The 20423-nt window shown below is 33.0% G+C and carries 18 protein-coding genes; 2 read left to right on the top strand and 16 right to left on the bottom strand.

Annotation, left to right across the window (positions count from 1 at the left end):
* Positions 1-340: 340 nt before the first annotated feature.
* The 4 genes from F6464_RS13870 to F6464_RS13885 all read right to left on the bottom strand — a co-directional run bounded on the left by F6464_RS13870 (position 341) and on the right by F6464_RS13885 (position 4071).
* A complete protein-coding gene (locus F6464_RS13870) occupies positions 341-1537 on the bottom strand; it encodes a PAS domain-containing sensor histidine kinase (protein WP_191963397.1) in 1197 nt (398 codons plus the stop codon).
* 199 nt (positions 1538-1736) lie between these two features.
* Positions 1737-2150 carry a type II toxin-antitoxin system VapC family toxin gene (locus F6464_RS13875; protein ID WP_151108553.1) on the bottom strand — a complete coding sequence of 138 codons (414 nt, stop codon included), beginning with the start codon at positions 2148-2150 and terminating at the stop codon, positions 1737-1739.
* Positions 2147-2395: a DUF6364 family protein gene (locus tag F6464_RS13880; protein WP_151108554.1), complete on the bottom strand. Its 249-nt coding sequence runs from the start codon at positions 2393-2395 to the stop codon at positions 2147-2149. The genes F6464_RS13875 and F6464_RS13880 overlap by 4 nt, the downstream gene beginning before the upstream one ends.
* A gap of 185 nt (positions 2396-2580) precedes the next feature.
* Complete coding sequence (locus F6464_RS13885) at positions 2581-4071, bottom strand: pyridoxal phosphate-dependent decarboxylase family protein (RefSeq protein WP_151108555.1); 1491 nt, start codon at positions 4069-4071, stop codon at positions 2581-2583.
* Between the two features lie 308 nt (positions 4072-4379).
* Here F6464_RS13885 and F6464_RS13890 point away from each other — a divergent pair, with 308 nt between their 5' ends.
* Positions 4380-5333: an NAD(P)-dependent alcohol dehydrogenase gene (locus F6464_RS13890; RefSeq protein WP_151108556.1), complete on the top strand. Its 954-nt coding sequence runs from the start codon at positions 4380-4382 to the stop codon at positions 5331-5333.
* Between the two features lie 3 nt (positions 5334-5336).
* Here F6464_RS13890 and F6464_RS13895 read toward each other — a convergent pair whose 3' ends face one another.
* From F6464_RS13895 to F6464_RS13950, 11 genes are all read right to left on the bottom strand, one after another.
* Positions 5337-5915, bottom strand: a complete 579-nt coding sequence (locus F6464_RS13895) for a Crp/Fnr family transcriptional regulator (protein ID WP_151108557.1) — start codon at positions 5913-5915, stop codon at positions 5337-5339.
* 937 nt (positions 5916-6852) lie between these two features.
* Positions 6853-9384, bottom strand: coding sequence for a hypothetical protein (locus tag F6464_RS13905; protein WP_151108559.1), 2532 nt, complete (start codon positions 9382-9384; stop codon positions 6853-6855).
* Positions 9385-9569: 185 nt separating this feature from the next.
* Complete coding sequence (locus F6464_RS13910) at positions 9570-10808, bottom strand: hypothetical protein (RefSeq protein WP_151108560.1); 1239 nt, start codon at positions 10806-10808, stop codon at positions 9570-9572.
* Positions 10809-11248: 440 nt separating this feature from the next.
* Positions 11249-11740: a hypothetical protein gene (locus tag F6464_RS13915; RefSeq protein ID WP_151108561.1), complete on the bottom strand. Its 492-nt coding sequence runs from the start codon at positions 11738-11740 to the stop codon at positions 11249-11251.
* A 177-nt stretch (positions 11741-11917) separates the two neighbouring features.
* On the bottom strand, positions 11918-12370 hold the full coding sequence (dtd, locus tag F6464_RS13920; RefSeq protein ID WP_151108562.1) for a D-aminoacyl-tRNA deacylase: 453 nt from the start codon (positions 12368-12370) through the stop codon (positions 11918-11920).
* Between the two features lie 61 nt (positions 12371-12431).
* Positions 12432-13409: a ribosome small subunit-dependent GTPase A gene (gene rsgA, locus F6464_RS13925; protein WP_151108563.1), complete on the bottom strand. Its 978-nt coding sequence runs from the start codon at positions 13407-13409 to the stop codon at positions 12432-12434.
* Positions 13410-13565: 156 nt separating this feature from the next.
* A complete protein-coding gene (locus F6464_RS13930; RefSeq protein WP_151108564.1) occupies positions 13566-14090 on the bottom strand; it encodes a hypothetical protein in 525 nt (174 codons plus the stop codon).
* 113 nt (positions 14091-14203) lie between these two features.
* The gene (locus F6464_RS13935) at positions 14204-15286 is read right to left on the bottom strand and encodes a bifunctional 3-deoxy-7-phosphoheptulonate synthase/chorismate mutase type II (RefSeq protein ID WP_151108565.1); all 1083 of its coding nucleotides are present in this window, start codon (positions 15284-15286) and stop codon (positions 14204-14206) included.
* Between the two features lie 73 nt (positions 15287-15359).
* Positions 15360-16211 carry a prephenate dehydrogenase gene (locus F6464_RS13940; protein ID WP_151108566.1) on the bottom strand — a complete coding sequence of 284 codons (852 nt, stop codon included), beginning with the start codon at positions 16209-16211 and terminating at the stop codon, positions 15360-15362.
* Between the two features lie 67 nt (positions 16212-16278).
* Complete coding sequence (locus F6464_RS13945; protein ID WP_151108567.1) at positions 16279-17430, bottom strand: aminotransferase class I/II-fold pyridoxal phosphate-dependent enzyme; 1152 nt, start codon at positions 17428-17430, stop codon at positions 16279-16281.
* Positions 17427-18254, bottom strand: a complete 828-nt coding sequence (locus tag F6464_RS13950) for a prephenate dehydratase (protein ID WP_151108568.1) — start codon at positions 18252-18254, stop codon at positions 17427-17429. The genes F6464_RS13945 and F6464_RS13950 overlap by 4 nt, the downstream gene beginning before the upstream one ends.
* Positions 18255-18748: 494 nt before the next feature.
* On the opposite strand from F6464_RS13950, the gene gldA reads away from it, so the two are divergent.
* On the top strand, positions 18749-19648 hold the full coding sequence (gldA, locus tag F6464_RS13955; protein WP_151108569.1) for a gliding motility-associated ABC transporter ATP-binding subunit GldA: 900 nt from the start codon (positions 18749-18751) through the stop codon (positions 19646-19648).
* 16 nt (positions 19649-19664) lie between these two features.
* On the opposite strand, the gene F6464_RS13960 is transcribed toward gldA, so the two are convergent.
* Entirely contained in the window at positions 19665-20417 is a 753-nt protein-coding gene (locus F6464_RS13960; protein ID WP_151108570.1) for a head GIN domain-containing protein, read from the bottom strand.
* Positions 20418-20423: the final 6 nt, after the last annotated feature.

Raw genomic sequence — 20423 nt, forward strand, 5'->3', positions numbered from 1 at the left:
AACCCATATATATGCCAAAATCATCAGCGAAGAGTTAGACAAAGCAGTTGACAACTACTTCTTTTTGAGAAGAACGAAGGTATTTTTTTTAATTTTTTACTCTCTAGAATTATTTCGAAGGTAATTTTTTGCAATTTTTACTCTTGAAAACAAAACGAAGGTAAATAATCCTAAAACTGAGTTATAACTAAAAAATCAAGCTCGCTTAGAAGTCACTAAAGGAGCTTGATTTTAATATTTTTTGTCCCGAAGCTTTGGGCTATTTTTAAAATAGGGAGTTGTGCAACAGCTGCCTTTGTATATGCTGTGGCTATTTCAATGTCATTCACCAGTAGTTGTGTTACACACTTTCATCAAACATAATTTCGTCTGAACTACCTATTTTATATAATGGTTTCTCAATAGGTAATGTAAAATAAAATGATGAACCCTCACCTTCAATACTTTCTACCCATATTTCGCCACCATTTTTTTCTAAAAAACCCTTTACTAATAATAATCCAATTCCTGCACCCTTATCCTTTTTTCTTGTTTCTGAAAGGGTTTTCATTTGTGGCGTAAAAAGTTTTGCCATTATTTCTTTTGACATTCCAATTCCAGTATCCTTAATCTGAACAATAATTTTATCGTCTTTGCTTTTTGCCGAAACTGTTATTGCGCCTCCTTTTTCTATATGTTTTATAGCATTTGAAACGATGTTTTGAATAATGGATACTAACATTTTACCATCTGCAAAAACAGAAGTATTCTCTTCAATTTCGTTATGAAGATTTATAGTGTTAATTGAAGCCGTTTCGTTTAATGTTTCAAAAACTTTATTGATGTATTCTGTTAGCTTTATTTTTGTCGGGGAAAATACGTCCGCAGCATATTTGATTCTTGCCCATTCTACTAAATAATCTAACATCTCTAATTCATCAGTTGATGATTTATAAAGTAAGTCGAGCATTTCCTGAACAGAATCCTGTTTCATTTTATGAAAATTTTCTTTCAAATATTTTGCTGTACCTATTATAGCCGAAAGAGGGCTTCTTAAATCGTGTGAAAGAATAGCAAGAACACTCTCTTTATGTGTATTTAGTTCCTCTAACTCTTTAATATATTTTTTTATAGCATCTTCTGATTGTTTCCTTTCTGTTAAGTCGCGTAAAATTTTAACATAGCCCAACATTTCTCCATCTAAACCAATGAGTGGAAAAACCAACCCGTAAGCATAAAACAGACTTTTGTCTTTAGCAATGTGCCATCTATTGTCTGTTGCTCTCCCTTCTTTTAAAGCAAGTTCGATTTCCTTTTTTGGAATACCATTTTTTAAATCCTCTTCTGTAAAAATTAAATCGAAGGATTCTCCGATAACTTCCTCTGTTTCGTAACCAAATATTTTTGTCGAGCCAGAACTCCAACTGTTTATGATGAATTCTTTATCTAAAGTAAAAATAGAATAATCTTGTAAGCTGTCAATTATTTGGCTATAAAACTCGGCAGTTGGTATGTATTTATTTTTAAGAATCTTTTGATTGTCTTGTTTGTTTTCCATTGAATTTATTTTAGCTACTATGATGAATTGTTGTGTTGTTGTGTCTGCCGCCATTGTATATAAAGGTTCCTTGCTGGAGCTCGTTGCGACTAATGGAAATTATTTTCTCTATTACCGAAAACGAAGTTAGGAAAAATAAACACACAATCTACCGAAAACTAGCCATGAGATTTAGCAAGTGTTAGGAGAAGCTGCTCTTTTAAATTATACTGCTTAAATATTCCTCAGCGGTCATAATTGGAATATTTGAATTCTTAAAATCTTTACCATTTCGAGTTATTATAATTGAACAATTAGATTGTACAGCACTATAATATTGTATTGAATCTTCAAAATCCTTAAAATTTGAATTCAATCCTTTTTCAACGGTTTCTTCATTAACTTCACAAACTTCACAAATGATTTTAAATTTTCTTAGTTTGCTTAATACCGATTCAGAAGATTCATATCTATTTAAAACATAATCAACTGTTGTAAATGAAAGCGGCGAGGCTACTAAAATAAGTTTTTTTTGATCTGCTAAAGTGGCTAGTCTTGCTATTGAATCAAAAAAAGGAGCTCTTTGCGCTAATAAATCTAAGATTACGTTTGTATCTAAAAATATTCTGCTCATTTGTGTTTTTGTTCTAAATAATTTGCACGCTCTTTTTTATAGTCAAAATCAGCAGGAAGCTTACTATCAGAAGACATACTTTTTACAAAATCAGATATTTGTATATCATCATTAGTTTTCCCGGAAGTCAAAGAATTGAGATAATTTTCGATTAATCTCGACAAGCTTAATTTTTTTTCAGAAGCATACTGTTTAGCTCTTTCAATAATTTCTTGATTTAGCTTTAATGTCAGTTTAGTGTCCATAATTATACATTTTATACGTACAAATATATGAATTTTTGAACGTAAGCAAAAGTAGTTGCATTTTTTTTTGCAGTTTCTCCTAACGGTTCCTTGCCTAAGCTCGAGTTGCTTATGAAAAGCTTTTTATCATAACCGCCCGAGCGAAGTTATGAAAAGTAAACGAACAACTTACCGAAAACTAGCTATCACTTGTTTTGAAGTGTTTCGTGAACTTTTCGGCCCTCACGAACTACAATTTCAATTACTTCATGAATGTCTTTTTTTGACGTTCTGAAATTCACAATACAAGCTCTCAAACAATATTTTCCAGCAACAACAGCATTTGATAAAAACACCTCGCCTGCTTCCTGTAACTTATTTAACAAGTTTTCATTTAAGCTGTTTAAATACTCCTGACTCTCTTTCTCTGAATGCACATAAGCGGGAGGAACATATTGAAATGTGGTGATGCTTAAATTTTGACTTACCGCTTCAAGCTCCTGATGTTTATTTGCCTCTTCAAACAGCAGTTGTGCTAATGCTATGTCTTCTCCTATCATTTCTATGTAACCCTTTTTTCCTACTTGCTGCAAAGCCATCCACACTTTTAGTGCTCTGAACCCTCTTGAATTTTGAAACCCAAATTCATAGTAATTGAGTGAAGGCTCATCTTCGTGACTGCTGAAATTGTAGTAGGCCGGATGAGAACTGTACGTGTCTATCAAATGTTGCGGATTCTTTACCAATGTGCAACCTGCCTCTAATGGTGCATACAACCATTTGTGCGGGTCAAGCGCAATAGAATCGGCTTCCTGGATTCCTTCAAATAGTTTTTTATATTCTGGAATTATGGCTGCTGGAATGCCATATGCGCCATCAATATGAAACCATAGCTCATGTGCTTTACAAATAGTGGCTATGGCAGAAAGGTCATCTACGACTCCGGTGCTAACATCGCCTGCATTTCCAATTACCAGGAAAGGTTTTTTGCCAATTTTTAAATCATCATTAATTGTTTGCTCTAAAATAGCGGTGTTCATTTTGTTGGCGGCATCTGTTTCTATCCATCGGATGGCTTTTGTGCCGTGTCCAAATAAAACAGCCGCTTTTTCAATCCATGTGTGGGTTGCTTTTGAGCAATAGAAAACCATTTCACCTGCTGTATTCGTCAAACCATCTTCCTTTAAACTCTTCGGTGCTTTTGCCGTTCTTGCTGCTAAAAATGCAGTGAAGTTCGCCATGTTCCCACCGCTTACTAATAGTCCTCCACAACTAGAGGGAGCCCCAATAAATTCCGAAAGCCATTTTATGGTTTGCTTTTCAATAGCTGTAGCCATCGGGCTTAAAATATTTGCACCCACATTGGGGTTAACGGCAGCCGCTAAAAAATCAGCCAATGCACCTATGGGAGTGGGTGAAGAAGTAATGTATCCAAAAAATTTAGGATGCCCATTGAGCAAAGAATGTTCCAGTAACAAATCAGTAGACTTAGCCACTATTTCTGATACGGCTATCCCATCATCTGGTAATGAAGCGTTTCCTAATAACTGTTGAATTTGTTTGGGATTTTCTCCTGTAGTAACCGGTTTTTCATTAATAGTTTCAATGAAATTGGCTATAGCGTCTACTAACTGATATCCGGTTTTTTTGAAGTCATCCCCACTAATTTCAATTGGTGATTCTCTTTTGTCTGTCATGTCTTTAATTATTTTTATTTATTTAACAAAGTTAATTTTAAAAAAAAATCAAGTTATTATTGTGCCAACGGTTCCTTGCTATTGCTCGAGCTGCTTATAGAAAGCTTTTTGCCATAACCGCCCGAGCGAAGTTATGAAAAAGAAACGAACAATTTATCTCAAAACTAGCCATGAGATTTAGCATGTATAGCGGTTCGTTGTTATTTCTTTCGTTCTTAAAAGTATTATTTTATTTCTTAACCAAAGTCAACGAAATTAGAAAATGAGTCATATACTTTTGTCCTGTTAAATAATTAATAAAAAAAAGGATGAAAGCAGTAGTTTTTACACAGTATGGTTCTCCAGAGGTTCTCCAAGTCAAACAGGTTGCAAAACCAACACCAAAAGACAATGAAATTCTTTTAAGAATAAAAGCGACAGCAGTCAATTCGGGTGAAGTTCGACTTAGAAAAGCAGACCCATTTGCTGTTCGTTTTTTATTTGGTTTAACAAAGCCTAAAATAAATATTTTGGGAGTCGTTTTCTCAGGTGAAGTGGAAAGCATAGGTAAGGATGTGAAAACTTTTAAGATCGGAGACGAAGTCTTTGGTCATACAGATATGAGTTTTGGAACTTATGCAGAATATAAATGTATGCGTGAAAATGGTTCAATAGCTTTAAAACCTGCTCACATTTCTCATAAAGAAGCTGCAGTTATTCCATTTGGAGGAACTACAGCATTACACTTTATCAAGAAGGCAAACATAAAACAAGGGCAAAAAGTGCTTATTGTTGGGGCGTCTGGTGCTGTTGGCACTGCGGCTATACAATTAGCAAAATATTTTGGTGCTGTTGTTACAGGTGTTTGTAGCACTGCAAATATTGCTTTGCTAAAATCTATAGGAGCAGACGAGGTTATAGATTACACAAAAGAAGATTTTTCAGAAAATGGTAAAACCTATGATGTGATTTTTGATGCGGTTAAAACAATCCCTATATTCCGTTCTTTAAAATCATTGAATAAAAAAGGAACACTGATTTTAAGTGCAGGAATGGCTAAAGAGATGTTTCAAGGATTATGGATTTCAAAAACAACCAACATAAAAGTATTATCAGGTTTAATAAAACACAATGCAGAAGACATCCTTTTTCTTAAGCAACTTATTGAAGACGGTAATTTGAAACCCATTATTGACAGAACCTATACATTAGAACAGATGAAAGAAGCACACACTTATGTTGAAAAAGGACATAAAAAAGGAAATGTAGCAATAGAGATATAAGTATTAAATTCTATTGGCTATACGTTTTCTGATTCGGCTTAATGATTCTGGTTTTACTCCTACATAACTTGCTATTTGGTATTGAGGTATTTTTTGAAATAAGTCGGGTCTAGATTTTAATAATTTCAAATACCGCTGTTCTGCGGTGTCTGTTGTATATGAAGACATAATTTCTTGTTGTTCAGCAAATACTTTTTCCATTACTTTTCGTGAAACGGTTTCAAATTTTGGAAATCTTTTATAAAGGCTTTCTGCTTTTTCACTATTACCAACTACCAAAGCACTATCCATACAGCAATCCAAAAAATGATTTGATGGAGCACTCAGACTAAAGCTATTCATTGAAATTACCCATTGTTCCTCAGTAAAAAAGTTATTGGTTTTTTCGTCACCATCAACCAAATAAAATTGTCTAACACAACCTTCTAAAACAAAATAAACTTCATTAGATATTTGCCCTTCTTTAAGTAAAACAGCCCCTTTTTTATAATGCTGAATGCTCATAGTTTCAATAATAGCACTAATCTCTTCGTCTGAAAGAGGCATAATTCTTTGGAAATATTCAAGGAGTTTTTTTTCCATAATTTTTGTCTATTTGGTCTTTCTGTGTCGCCCGTTACAATGACGGCTAACGGTTCATTACTAGAGCTCGAGCTGCTTATAGAAAGCTTTTTATCATAACCGCCCAAGCGAAGTTATGAAAAAGAAACACACAATTTACCGAAAAACTAGCCATGAGATTTAGCATTTGTTAGCGGTTCGTTGTTTTTTTCTGTTCTATGATTTTCCAAATGAATATTGCCGATAGTCCTGTTAACAATGCGAAAAATTTTTCAAAATTTGTTTTTGCGAAAATGTTTCCGAATGTATTTAGAACAAACAGCCCCAAGAAAATCCATAAAATTATATTAACTGTTTTAATTGAAAATTTGAATTTCACAAAATTGCCTTTCATTAATAAAATCCAAGATAAAAATACATTTATGAGTATTGAAATAGTTTCAAACACGTACATTTCATTGTCGTTTGTAAGTCTGCCACCCCAAGCTATGTTGTAGGGAATTATCTTTACTATTATGCAAATATGAAATAGGATTACCAAAAACAGTAACCCTAAAAATATTTTTATTGTGTTATTGAAAATCAAGTTCATATGACTTTAAAAAGTTTGTTTCTACAAGTAATGTATTTCTAAACCATTGATTTGGTATAACTATCATTATTGTCAGTTTATTATGTTGAAGTTTTAACCTTGTAATTTTTAAATTACATTTTGCACTAAAGTTCATAAATGATACTCTTATTTTGAATTTATTTTAAACACTTGTCAACTCATATCTTCAATTTCATTAGTAGTTGGTCGCCTTATAATGACCGCCAACGGTTCCTTGCCTAAGCTCGAGCGGCTTATGGAAAGCTTTTTTTAATAACCGCCCGAGCGAAGTTATGAAAAAGAAACACACAATTTACCACAAAACTAGCCATAAGTTTTAGCAAGTGTTAGTACCAGTTGTTTTTGTTAGGCTTTTAAAAAACCATATTCATATACTTTTGGTTTTATTTTATCGGCTAAAACTGATAGCTTACTTCTAAGGTTAGCAATTAGTTGCGAGTAGGTTGCATCATTGCTTTTAGAATTCATTCTGCCTTTGTCGTTTCTGCCTTGAAAATATTCTCTGATGTCATATAAAGAAGCGTTAACATTCACGTCTTTTTGCGCATGGTAGTATTTCCATAATTCACGACCGGCATCAAAAACAGCTGTGGCCTCTTCTGAAAAAACTAACGCTTTGTTGTGCTGAACTCCTTCGTTAGTGTCATGCTGAACTCCTTTGTTAGTGTCATGCTGAACTCCTTCGTTAGTGTCATGCTGAACTCGTTTCAGCATCTCATTAGAACCTGAAACGAGTTCAGGTTGACAAGAAGTGGTAAACAAATCTGTGGTTTGAACTTCTTGTTTTATTTTGCCTTTTATAAAATGGGTCATGAAATTACTTTCAAACTTGGCTTGTGCATTGACTTCATATTCTGTAAAGGGTATCCAATGGTTAGTTCCAAAACTGGAAGAAATATTATTACTAAAAAGTGTACTAACTAAACAGTTATTTTGAAATTCCTTATCAGATTCCCAATTTTCATTTGGATAAAGAAATTGATCTCTATCATTTAACCAAGTAGAATCAAAAATATGACGTACAGTGTAATAAATTGAAGTTTCAATTAAATTTTCTTTAGTCGTTTGCCAATTATGATTCGAAGCAGGTACTTTCATAAAAGGTTTTCCAAATCGGACTAATCTTTGATTCTGAAAATCGCTACCTACACCAATAATTGTAGCTATTGATTCACCCTTTGAATATCTAAATGTTTTTACCCACTCATTTATAAGCTTAAAATTATCATAAGCCCAAATATTTTTTGGACCTACATAATCCTCACGTTTATTAAAAACATCAGCTTCAAAATAATTAAACCTTTCCTTTTTATTCAAATTCCATATAAAAAAACCAATAGGAAATTGACCTTTCACATTATCAAAAGTATCCGCTGGAGTAATAAATAATTTTTCAAGTTTTGCCTGAAAAAAATCGCGAAATTCTGAGAATTTAGGTGCTTGCAAATTTTTCAAAGTTGAAAAATTTGCAAGCACTATCCCAGGAATTTCACAATGAATTCTTGTAAAAAACTGAATATACATTTCTCGTTTTGTATATCCCATTAAGTTAGAATATTTTTTATGTATCATAGATTCAGCAACTCCTGATCTTCCATCTCCAAGTCTATTATCTGCCTCAGCATAAGGCGGATTAATATAAATTACTAACTTTTTTCGCTTTTCTGGATTATTTATAATAAATTGCAGTGGGTCGGGTAGCTTGGAAAAATCGTCATTCAAAAAATCAAATTGAAACACATTGTTTTTAAGCAAGTTGGCGCCATGATCAATACGCTCGTGCATTACATTTACATCGGCTTGGTCTAATGTGCTGGCGTAAATATTGTATTTGTTGGTCAATCCGGCTAAAAGGTTTCCGGTTCCCGCGGCGCAATCCCAAATATAATACTCATCTTGCCAGTTTTCGCCTAAATAATCGGTCAAGTATTTTTGTGATAATTCTACCCAAATACGGGGTGTAAAAAAAGCTCCTTTGCGCTCCCGAATGTCTTGAGGCACGAGTAAATCGCGACGTTCTATAATATAATCTTGAAACTCTTTGAGTGGTGGTCGTTTGTAGCGTTTCCAAAAATGCAAATAGGTGTCTTTGTTTTTTAGCATAATGTTGGCATCAAACATTTGCTTGAGGTTTTCCTTAGCTATTTTATACCCTTCATTTTGAAACATCACAAACAAATTTTCACGAATCGATAAATCGTCTCCAATGTTTTGGGTGTCTTTATCATCAACAAACAAATCAGCCAGATAGAAATCGCTGTCTAAAATATTGGCTTTATTTAAATCGTCCCAATTAACGTCAATGATGGGTTTTACAATTTCTAACCAACGTAAATATATTGGTATGAAATTGTTTTTATCAATTTTTAATTTACTGGTTGTTGTGGCTTTGGCTACATTGTTTTTTATAAATGCTTGGAGTTCTTTTTCGTCTTTTTGATAATCATAAACGTAGGTGTTTTGCTTTAGTGTCGATTCTATACGTTGTTTAATGAGCTGAAATTCTTTGGTTTCGTGATTACTTGGTGTAACGTTCCAATTGAAATCGTTTAGGTAAAAAATATCTTGTATATTAATGTAAGGAACAAATGCTACTTTTTTAAAATCGAAAGCACCCAAAAAAGCAGGTGGCATGGTTTTATCAAAAGTTCGTGCTTTGCCAATGGTTAAAATGAGTTGCACAAACATAGTAGCTACATCAAAATTTCCTGTTTTGGCTTCTGCCCAAAGCAAAGGTGTGCGTCCGAATAAATTATCTTGTTGCGGAAAAACAGTAAAATCGATGTTTCCTATAATTTCGGTAGTATCAAATTGTTTGAACCAATCGGCTCCAACTTTATTTTTTAATTCTTCTTCTCGGATGTTTTTATATCTCATTCTTAGTTAATGTTCTTCTGTTACGGGGTTTCTCTTACAATTGGGGCAAAACGATTCGCAGCTAGACGAGGTTGCGAACTTCGTAACCTTATGTTTACTGTCATAGATAAAAATTCTTGCGAAACGCAAACGTGAATTTACTACAAAATTCGCAATTGCGAGAAAAGGCTGTTAGCGGCTGGCTTTTATTCAAATTGAAGTGCTATTTTTTCTGCCATTCTTTTTATTAGAAAAAGGTAAGGCGTTAATTTTACATCGTTGTCTGGTGTTGGCAATATGACTTTGTTTTCTCTTTGCTCTCTTAAATGAACCAATACATTGCGTATTTTTTCAATATTTTTTCTAATTGCAGTTAGTAAATTTTCCGTTACACTATCTAAATCTTCAACTTTATTAAATAATTTTTTCACAACTAAACCGCCGTCAAATTCTATGTCTTTACAAAAGAATTCGCAGTTTTTAGACAATTCTAATTTTAAATCATCAATTGAAATAAACTCTAATATTGTTTTCTCCATTTTTACAGAATCATCTTTGTTTTTATAATAATGGTCTTGTAATTTATCAATTATAGATTTAGTGTATTCTTTTGATTTAGAATTTATATCTGGTTTTTTTAATATTTGGTTTAGTTCTTTTTTTATTGAAGTATCAAGAAAATAATATGTGCAATATTCTAAAACTTGGTAATAAAAGATAAATTGTAATCTTATATCATCTGTTTTGTTTGCTACATCTATGGTTTCTAAAACAGTTAATTCTATATTATGTGCATTTATACTTTTAGGAAATTCATCGCCGTCGTCACTTAAGCAAGGAATTATAAACTCATCTTTTAGAGTTTCCTTTCTGTGCAATATTATTTTAGGACTTTCTCTATCGAAATACTCCATATAAAAGTTTAATAATCTTAAAAAGTAAGTAAAATCATTTTCAATAGAAGTAAAATCTCCACTGATATAAAAAGAGAAAGCTTCACAATCTTTATAAAATTCTTTTATGAATTCTGGTTGTTCATCAAGAGTATAAAAATCATTATACATTCTTAATTCTCTATAATTTGTTTTAGTAGAAGTTTTTGTTTGTTGAAATCCTTTAGCTAATATTTCTAATGCTTTGGAAGATTTATCAAAATAACAATTATATGTTTTGCCTTGAAAGTTATAGTCAAATTTTCTTTTTAATATGCCTGTGTCTGTTTCTATAGGAGCAAAAATAAATTCTATTTTTTTTTCTTTATAATGATAAATGGCAACCAAATAATCAACAAGTTTAACATTGTCCAACGCACTTAAATCTTCAGATTTATCCATTAAAATTATGAATGTATCATCATCCCAAGGTTTTGATATTTTGATATGTTTTGTTTCTATCTCAACTTTTGAGTAAGGATTATTTTCCTTGAATTTTTTTAGATATTCCATAATTTTTTATTGTTGTAAAATTGTTTTTAGTCTCTCGAATTCTACGATTTTCGGTAAGCTTACCACTAACTCGTTTATAGGTCTCATAAAATCAGCCCCCACATAGAGCATGCTTTGTCTGACTGTTCTCCTTTTGTCTCTTCACAAATATATATAATTGTGCCGTGTTAAGTATGTATTGTGCGTAATTTATCTTAAAAACGTGAAACTTTACGTCCTTGATGTGAAACTTCACGTTATTGATGTAAAACTTTACGTTCTTGATGTGAAACTTTACGTGGCATGACGTAAAATTTGGCGTGCTTGATGTGAAGTTTCACGTCAAGGACGTGAAACTTTACGTCCCTGACGTGAACGTTGGCGTTTTTGGCCTTTTGAGACAAAAAAAATACCCTTTCAGATTGTCTGAAAGGGTACTGTCATTGTTGCAACTGCAGTATTTATGGGGTAGCAGTGTCAGATGCAGGAGTAGTTGAAGTACCTGTTCTGCTAAAAAATTGTGACAACTCGTTTACTTTGGTTTCATAACCTGCGGTTTTGGTTCCTGCTTTGTATTGGCTGTAGCCATAATCAGTAAGTGCCGCTTGGTAGTTGTCATAATCGTGTAGGATTTTGTTGTTATCTAATCCGTCGATGAGGCTTTGCAACCTAGAAATAATGGCTTGAATAAAAACCCTGGAATCATAATCGCTTTGAAACTCGTCCCAATCTACATCGGCACTGCTCAAGCCCGATTGATTGTTTCTGTAATCTAGAATTTTGTTTACAATGAGTTTGTTTTGCTCATTGATGCTCCCGTATTTCTTGCGTTCCTCAGGAGAGAGGTTTCTAAACTTAGTTGCCAAGGCGGCTTCTAAGGCTGTTAATGCAGTTGTGGTCAGCGTTTTTTCGGCTGCGGTGTAATGCACGTTGTTCAGGTTTTCAAATGGCATACTTACATGATTTTAAAAAAGTCAGTGTTGTTTAAAATGACTTTTGGATTAATAATTTTTAAACTTAGGCCGTTTAAAAATGATTTTTTTACGGGAAATCGTAATTGGATGATTTTTTTGCATTAAAAAAAAACACCCTTTGCAGGATGTTTATAGGGTAGTGATTAAAAAAGCTTCTTACTCTTTGTTTTTACTGTCTATTACTATTGTTACCGGTCCGTCATTGAGCAAAGAAACTTTCATATCGGCAGCAAATATACCGGTTTGTACTTTTTTGCCTAGTTGGTTTTCTAATTCTTGAACAAAACGCTCGTAAAGTGGGATGGCGATTTCGGCTTTTGAAGCTTTTAGATAAGAAGGTCGGTTGCCTTTTTTTGTTGAGGCTTGAAGCGTAAATTGACTGATGACAATTATATCGCCGGCTATGTCCTGAACGGATAGATTCATAACGTGGTTTTCATCACCAAAAATGCGAAGATTGACAATTTTTGAGGTTAACCAATTGATGTCTTCTTGTGCATCGGCATCTTCAATTCCTACCAAAATGAGTAGCCCTTTTTGGATTTCGGCTACGATTTTTTCGTTAACGGTTACAGAGGCATGAGATACTCTTTGGATTACGGTTTTCATTTTAACTTTTTTTATTACTTAACCCTCTCAGGGTTATGAACCCTGAGAGGGTTTGGTTAAATTACTCCCTCGATTTATCGCTAATTATCCTATCTTCATTATGAATATCAGTTCGATAATGTTCATCATCGCCTTCAAGAATTTTAAGGTAGCTTTTGTAGCGTGACCATGCTATTTCGTCGTTTTCTAAAGCTGTTTTTATGGCGCAATGGGGTTCGTCTTTGTGCAAACAATTGTTGAACTTGCATTGGTCTTTCAGCTTGAAAAATTCTGGGAAATAACCGCTAATTTCAGCAGGCTCCATATCTACAACGCCAAAACCTTTAATTCCCGGTGTATCGATAATTTTAGCATCAAATGACAAATCGTACATTTCGGCAAAAGTGGTGGTGTGCTGCCCTTGCTTGCTGGCTTCAGAAATGGTTTTTGTTTTTAAATCTAAAGCAGGTTCCATGGCATTCACCAAAGTGGATTTTCCTACTCCAGAATGTCCTGAAAACATACTGACTTTTCCCATCATCATTTCCTTTAAGGCATCAATTCCTGTTCTTTCGGTTGATGAAACCCGTAAACATTGATAGCCTATTTCTTGATAGACATGTTGCATGTACAATTGCTCGTTTAAAGTAGCGTCATCAAAGGTATCTATTTTGTTGAAGACTAATATGGTTTCAATTCCGTAAGCCTCAGCGGTTACTAAAAACCGATCGATAAAGTTGAAGGTTGTTGGCGGATTATTTATCGTTACCAACAAGAAAACCCTATCGATGTTTGATGCAATAATATGCATTTGATGCGATAGGTTTACTGATTTACGAACGATATAATTCTTTCTGTCGTGAATTTTATGAATGGTACCTGTTACGGTGTCTGATGTTTCTTCGAGTTCATAGTCTACAACATCGCCAACAGCTATAGGATTGGTACTTTTAATTCCTTTGATTCGGAATTTTCCTTTCATACGACATTCTATAAAATCGCCTTGTTCTGATTTTACGGTGTACCAACTTCCAGTAGATTTATAAACGAGTCCTGTCATTTTTTGATTTGCGATTTACGAATTCTGATTTAGGATTTATTGGCAAAGATAATTAGTTTAAACTTGTAAACTATTAATTTGTATTTCTTGATAAATTTGACAAAAAAAAAGACTGCCCAAATGAAGGAGCAGTCTTGAAATTTAGTTTTTTAAAAACTAGTACTTGTATCCAATTCCTTTTTTGATCGCTTGTGAACCACCAATTGCATTAGAATTTGCACCAACTGTAGTTTTATCAGATGTTAGCAAAATAAATGGACAACCTATTGCAGCCGCAGCCATTTTTAATTTTTTCTCTGCTTTTTTATCCCCAGTATTTCCTGTTTGAAAATTTACCAAGCCTGTTTTTCCTCTTACTTCTTCTCCTTTTTTAAGACCGGCAATGTATGCTTTGTCTTCTAAAATAACTACTTTTTCCCAATCGTCTTCAGATGAAATCGCGATTTTTTCAGTCACTTCCTCAACTCTACCACTTTTTCCGTAAACAATTTTTTCGATTGCGTATTTACCAATTGAATTTTCTGCATCTTCACCATCGTATTTGTATACAATAGTGTACTCTTCAACTCGCACTACTTTTCCTTTTACAACTTCGCCACTGTGTTTTGTAATTACATCAACTTGAGCGTTTACTAGGGAACCTGCTATCATCATAGCAAATACTAAAATAATTTTTTTCATTTTTTATGTTTTTAATTTCTCCAAATATAATATAAAATCATTACTATTTTATAACTCTAAAAAAAATCTCCACAATTAAAAAACTGAGGAGATTCTTTTTTGTCAAATACGAATTATGAATTCAATATTTTTTCTTGGTGTCCAATACTTTCTTGGTGAATGTCTTTGAATAATTTGATGATAAATTCTTCAGTCAATCCTTTTTTAGAACCTTCGGCAACCATTTTTTCTTGAATTTCGTTCCAACGACTGCTTTGTAAAACGGCTACATTATTGTCTTTTTTCACTTGACCAATTTCGTCAGCCACTTTCATACGTTTTCCTAAAAGCTCTAATAAATTAGCATCTAAAACATCAATGTTTGCTCTTAATTTTGTCATTTTGTTGTCAAAATCAGGTGTGTCACCACTCACTTTTCTAACTTTCAAATCTTTAAAAATTTGTTTCAAAGCGGTAGGTGTCACTTGTTGTGCAGCATCGCTCCAAGCATTATCAGGGTCGAAATGCGTTTCGATAATCATTCCGTCATAATTTAAATCTAAAGCTTCCTGAGTCACTTCAAGAATCATTTTACGATCACCTGTAATGTGTGATGGGTCAATGATTAAAGGCAAATCAGGGAATTTATTTTGCAATTCGATAGCAATTTGCCATTCTGGAATGTTTCTGTATTTTGTTTTTTCGTAGGTAGAAAATCCTCTGTGTATTACGCCTAATTTCTTAATACCAGCCATATACAAACGCTCTACTCCACCTAACCATAAAGCCATATCTGGGTTTACAGGATTTTTAATCAAAACGATTTTATCTGTTCCTTTTAAAGTATCCGCAATTTCTTGAACCGCAAACGGATTAGCAGTTGTACGAGCACCAATCCATAGCACATCGATATCATTCTCTAAAGCTAATTTACAGTGTGCAGCAGTAGCCACTTCAGTTCCCATTAGCAATCCTGTTTCAGCTTTTGCTTTCTTTAACCACTTTAATCCTATTTCACCCACACCTTCAAATCCTCCTGGGCGCGTTCTTGGTTTCCAGATTCCTGCTCTAAAAACACTTACATCAGAATCTTTTAATTCATGAGCTATTTTTAATACTTGCTCTTCAGTTTCAGCACTACAAGGTCCTGCAATTACAAAGGGATGAGTTAAATTGAATTCGTTTAACCAATCTCTCATTTCTTTCTTGTTTTCCATCTTTTCTAGTTATTTATTCTTTAAAATTTATTTTATTCGTATTGTTTTTTGAAATTATTTTTATAGTTATTTATTATTTTTTCATTCCGTTTAATATTTCTTTTATTTTATTTACACTTTGCATTTCGTTATAAATTGCTTCAAAATCGTCGTTTATCAATAAGTCTTTAAACTTTGATAAATTAGAGATATACTCTTCTAGAGTTTTTACGACGTGTTTTTTATTTTGTTTGAAAATGGGTGTCCACATGGCTGGCGAACTTTTAGCCAAACGGACGGTGCTTTCAAATCCAGAACCTGCCATATCAAAAATATCCTGTTCGTCTTTTTCTTTATTAATTACTGTTTTCCCTAGCATAAATGCACTTATATGAGATAAATGAGACACATAAGCAATATGTTTGTCATGTGATTTCGGATCCATGTATCTGATTCTCATTCCCATGCTTTTAAACAACTCGACTGCCTTTTCCTGCAATTTAAATGTTGTTTTTTCGACTTCGCAAATGATATTTGTTTTGCCTTGAAACAAGTTTCTTATTGCTGCTGATGGTCCAGAGAATTCTGTTCCTGCAATTGGGTGGGTAGCAATAAAATTTCTTCTTCTTGGATGATTGGCAATTGCCTCACAAATAGGTGTTTTAGTAGAACCCACTTCAAAAACTATGGTGTTTTCTCCAATAGCGTCCAACACTTTTGGTAAAACGATTAACGCTACATCGACTGGTACAGAAACAATTACAAAATCGGCAGTTCCTAAATCATCAAATGTGGCTGCTTTATCAATAACGCCTAAAGCAATAGCTTCCGCCAAATGATTTTCGTTAGTGTCTATTCCATATATAGTCGCATCAGGATGCAATGATTTGATGTCCAATACCATCGAACCTCCTATTAATCCTATTCCTATTACGTGTATATTCATATTTTAAAATATTTGGGATTTGGGATTTGGGAATTAGGATTAATTTGAAATCCTAAATCAAAAAATCCTAATTCCTAAATCTATCTATTGCTTCTTGTACTTTCTCTTCTTTGACACAAAGTGCAAATCGAATGTATCCTTCTCCATTAGAACCAAAAATAGTTCCTGGAGTAATAAATATTGATTTTTCGTATAATATAGTATCTATAAACTTTTCTGCAGATGTAATTCCTTCTGGTAATTTTGCCCAAACAAACAAACCTACACCTTCTTTATAGACTTTGCAACCTAATTTTTCTGCCAATTGCTCGGTAAGAATTCTTCTTTTTCTGTAAATCACATTCATTGATTCAAACCAAGATTTATCACTTTTTAAAGCTGCGATAGCGCCTTTTTGAATACCGTAAAACATACCACTGTCCATATTGCTTTTTACTTTCAAAACGGCATCAATGCAAGCCGCGTTTCCTAAAACCATTCCTACTCGCCAACCTGCCATATTGAACGTTTTTGACAAAGAATTTAGTTCCAATGCAACCTCTTTGGCCCCATCTACTTGCAGCAAACTCATAGGATTGTCATTTAAAACAAAACTGTATGGATTGTCATTAACAAGCAATATATTATGTTTTTTGGCAAAAGCCACCAATTTCTCAAACAATTGCAAACTTCCTCTTGCTCCCGTTGGCATGTGAGGATAGCCTATCCACATTAACTTTACTTTTGATAGATCTAATTTTTCTAAAGCTTCAAAATCAGGTTCCCAATTATTACTTTCTCTTAAATCATAATAAACCGGAACAGCTCCAACTAAATTGGTTACCGATGTATACGTTGGATAGCCCGGATTTGGAATCAAAACATGATCGCCTTCATTTAAAAAAGCCAACGAAATATGCATAATTCCTTCTTTAGAACCCATTAAGGGCAAAATTTCGGTTACAGTATTAAGTGCAACTCCATAATTATTTAGATAAAAATCGTCCATTCCTTGACGCAATTCCGGTAAACCCTGATAACTTTGATATTGGTGCGCATTTTCATCTTTCATGGCCTCAACAACAGCATCAATAACTTCTTGTGAAGGTTTTAAATCTGGACTTCCAATTCCCATGTTGATAATTGGTTTTCCTTCTGAAGCCAATTGTCGTACTTCTCTCAGTTTTGAGGAGAAATAGTATTCTTCAATGACATCTAATCGTTTCGCAGTAGTAATCATGGCTTTGTATTTTTATATTCTCCCAAAACTTTAAAGTATTCTGCCATAATGGTCAATAATGCTTTTGCTTTTGCATAGTCTTCATATTTTTCAAACGTCACATCTACAAAAAAAGAATATTTCCAAGGCGTTTCAATCTTAGGTAAGGATTGAATTTTTGTTAAATTTAATTTGCAATCGCTCATCACATTCAATACGGCAGCAAGACTTCCGCGTTTGTGATCCAATTCGAATTTTATGGAAGCTCTGTTAATTTCATTTTCGTCGGCAAACGAATCCTCTTTATTTATAATAACAAAACGGGTCATGTTATTATTAATAGTTTGAATTTCTGGAGCTAATATTTCTAAATCATACATTTCTGAAGCGGTTTTACTGGCAATGGCAGCAATTCCTTTGAGTTGATTTTTGTGAATTCTTCTAGCAGTTTCGGCAGTATCTTTGTCTTCAACTAATTTTATGTTTGGATGTTTTTTTAAGAACTCCATACATTGCAGCAATGCCATAGGATGTGAATGTACTTCTAAAATATCTTCTATTTTTTGACCTTTTAGCGCCATTAAATTCTGATGAATATCTAAATAATGTTCACCAATAATATGCAAGTTATTTTTATCTATTAAAGCATAATTAGGAATAATTGGTCCTGCAATTGAATTTTCAATCGCCATAACCGCCTGATCTGATTTACCAGACATCAAACTATCTACTAATTCTTCAAAAGACAAGCATTCATCTACTTCTACATTCTGATAGAAATAATCTTGAGCCACTTGATGGTGGAAGGATCCTTTTATACCTTGTATCGCTATTTTAGTTCTCATTTCTACTCAAAAAAAAATCCTGATTTTCATCAGGATTGTATATTAGTTTTATTTGTTTCTTATTTTCAAATAACCATAGCACAATCCTTTACTTCCTAAAGAAGAAGTAATAGGTGTTGCTAAAATAAAAACGGTTATTCAACATTATTCTGTTTTTTTATATTAATGCTCTGCAAATGTATACTTTATTTTAAGTGTTTCAAAAAAAATATTTGATTTTATCTAACAAAAAAAGAATTCTTTGTGAAACAAGTTTATTATTGTAAAAAAGACAATAAAACCAACTCATATTCTACTGAAATTGAATTATATCTTTACAAAATGCAACTTTAACTATAGATACTTTTGTTTGAAATATGATTTAAAGTGAATTTTATATGTTTTATTCGTCAATAATAACAATCTTTTTAAAGGAAAATTTAGATTATATATTTTTTAATTCTTTACCCTTAAAGAAGTTTTTTCTGTTTACTTTTGCTTTAAATAAAAATTAAATGTCAATAGAAGTTAATGCTATTTCAAAAAGTTATGGAGCTCAAAAAGCTTTAGACAATATCTCATTTTCTATAAAAAAAGGAGAAATTGTAGGTTTTCTTGGCCCGAATGGAGCTGGAAAATCAACATTAATGAAAATATTAACTACTTATATTGCTGCTGATGAAGGTTCGGCTTCTGTAAATGGAAACGATGTTAATTTGCAACAAAAAGCAGTGCAGCAATCTATAGGATATTTGCCGGAACACAATCCTTTGTATTTGGATTTGTATGTGAGAGAATATTTGGCTTTTAATGCCGATGTCTATAAAGTCGCTCATTCTAGAATAGAGGAAGTGATTGTGTTAACTGGTTTGTCATCTGAAAGTCATAAAAAAATTAGTCAACTTTCTAAAGGATATCGTCAAAGAGTAGGATTAGCCAATGCGCTTTTACACAATCCAGATGTGTTAATTTTAGACGAACCTACAACCGGTTTAGATCCGAATCAGTTGGTAGAAATTAGAAATGTTATAAAAAGTGTCGGCAAAGACAAAACTATTTTTCTGTCTACACATATTATGCAAGAAGTAGAGGCAATTTGTGACAGAGTAATCATTATTGATAAAGGAAAAATTGTAGCTGACAAAAAACTTGATGTTTTAATTTCTGCCAACAAGGAGCAAATAATTGAAGTTGAATTTGACTATAAAATTGAAGAAGAAGCTATTGCTAAAATCCCACATTTAAAGTCCTATAAAAATACTCATGATATGACTTGGGAACTGACTTTTATTTCAGATAAAGACATGAGGCCTTCCGTTTTTGATTTTGCCCACGATAATGGCTTGAAAACGCTACAACTGAATCAGAAAAACAAAAACTTAGAAACGGTATTCAGAGAGATTACTCAAAAGTAGTTTTTATATAGAACTTCTACTTAAAAATTAATTTTCCCTTATAGTGCTGTTTGACTCTAATATTCTCTTCTGACGGTCTTGAATAGCAAAAGACATTACCTACATTATAAATATCGCCCGATAATGATACCAGTGGATGAACAAACATATGATTTGAACCTCGATGGAATAAGCTAATTGCATTACACATTAAATTTTCTCCATGAAAAATTCCGTCTTGTTCGTAAAAATTAATACTCGCTTGGTTTGCTTTTCCCGAAATATAATATCGAGAAACTTCATTGCTTTCTACTAATAATTTTTCGCAATCTATTTGTAAAACAAAATCTCCGGTTCCAACTCCATTATACCCATCAATTGTATTCATTGAAATTAATCGCAAATTTTCATACTTTAAGGTGCCATTTGAGGTAATTTCTTTATCGGTTTTACAATAGATATCGGTAAGGTTTGGAGCTGTAATATAAACTGTTGTTTCACCATAATCACGTACCCAATTACAAGTTGTGTTATCTTCAAGTGTTAAAGTATTACCGTCGCTTTTTACTTCAATATCATTTATTAAATTCTCACCAGTCTTGACCTCAACTTTGTAATTATCGCCTTGGGTAATGACTAAAGCGATTCCTTTATGAACAATTATTTTAGTGAAAGTTAATTCTTCATATACTTTAGCAGATAACTTTCCACTCGATTTTACGCAATCAAAAGGTTTTTCACAACTTGTAAAAAAAAGAATAAACAACAATGGGACTATTTTTTTGGTCATAATACA

This window comes from Flavobacterium luteum, assembly GCF_008806775.1.
In the GTDB taxonomy this organism is placed as follows: Bacteria; Bacteroidota; Bacteroidia; order Flavobacteriales; family Flavobacteriaceae; genus Flavobacterium; species Flavobacterium luteum.

Coding starts and splice junctions, on each gene's coding strand:
- F6464_RS13960 (WP_151108570.1), bottom strand. CDS start 20,417: ATGACCAAAAAAATAGTCCCATTGTTGTTTATTCTTTTTTTTACAAGT.
- F6464_RS13935 (WP_151108565.1), bottom strand. CDS start 15,286: ATGGAAAACAAGAAAGAAATGAGAGATTGGTTAAACGAATTCAATTTA.
- F6464_RS13885 (WP_151108555.1), bottom strand. CDS start 4,071: ATGACAGACAAAAGAGAATCACCAATTGAAATTAGTGGGGATGACTTC.
- F6464_RS13945 (WP_151108567.1), bottom strand. CDS start 17,430: ATGATTACTACTGCGAAACGATTAGATGTCATTGAAGAATACTATTTC.
- F6464_RS13940 (WP_151108566.1), bottom strand. CDS start 16,211: ATGAATATACACGTAATAGGAATAGGATTAATAGGAGGTTCGATGGTA.
- F6464_RS13930 (WP_151108564.1), bottom strand. CDS start 14,090: ATGAAAAAAATTATTTTAGTATTTGCTATGATGATAGCAGGTTCCCTA.
- gldA (WP_151108569.1), top strand. CDS start 18,749: ATGTCAATAGAAGTTAATGCTATTTCAAAAAGTTATGGAGCTCAAAAA.
- F6464_RS13875 (WP_151108553.1), bottom strand. CDS start 2,150: ATGAGCAGAATATTTTTAGATACAAACGTAATCTTAGATTTATTAGCG.
- F6464_RS13910 (WP_151108560.1), bottom strand. CDS start 10,808: ATGGAATATCTAAAAAAATTCAAGGAAAATAATCCTTACTCAAAAGTT.
- F6464_RS13915 (WP_151108561.1), bottom strand. CDS start 11,740: ATGCCATTTGAAAACCTGAACAACGTGCATTACACCGCAGCCGAAAAA.
- F6464_RS13890 (WP_151108556.1), top strand. CDS start 4,380: ATGAAAGCAGTAGTTTTTACACAGTATGGTTCTCCAGAGGTTCTCCAA.
- rsgA (WP_151108563.1), bottom strand. CDS start 13,409: ATGACAGGACTCGTTTATAAATCTACTGGAAGTTGGTACACCGTAAAA.
- dtd (WP_151108562.1), bottom strand. CDS start 12,370: ATGAAAACCGTAATCCAAAGAGTATCTCATGCCTCTGTAACCGTTAAC.
- F6464_RS13870 (WP_191963397.1), bottom strand. CDS start 1,537: ATGGAAAACAAACAAGACAATCAAAAGATTCTTAAAAATAAATACATA.
- F6464_RS13950 (WP_151108568.1), bottom strand. CDS start 18,254: ATGAGAACTAAAATAGCGATACAAGGTATAAAAGGATCCTTCCACCAT.
- F6464_RS13895 (WP_151108557.1), bottom strand. CDS start 5,915: ATGGAAAAAAAACTCCTTGAATATTTCCAAAGAATTATGCCTCTTTCA.
- F6464_RS13880 (WP_151108554.1), bottom strand. CDS start 2,395: ATGGACACTAAACTGACATTAAAGCTAAATCAAGAAATTATTGAAAGA.
- F6464_RS13905 (WP_151108559.1), bottom strand. CDS start 9,384: ATGAGATATAAAAACATCCGAGAAGAAGAATTAAAAAATAAAGTTGGA.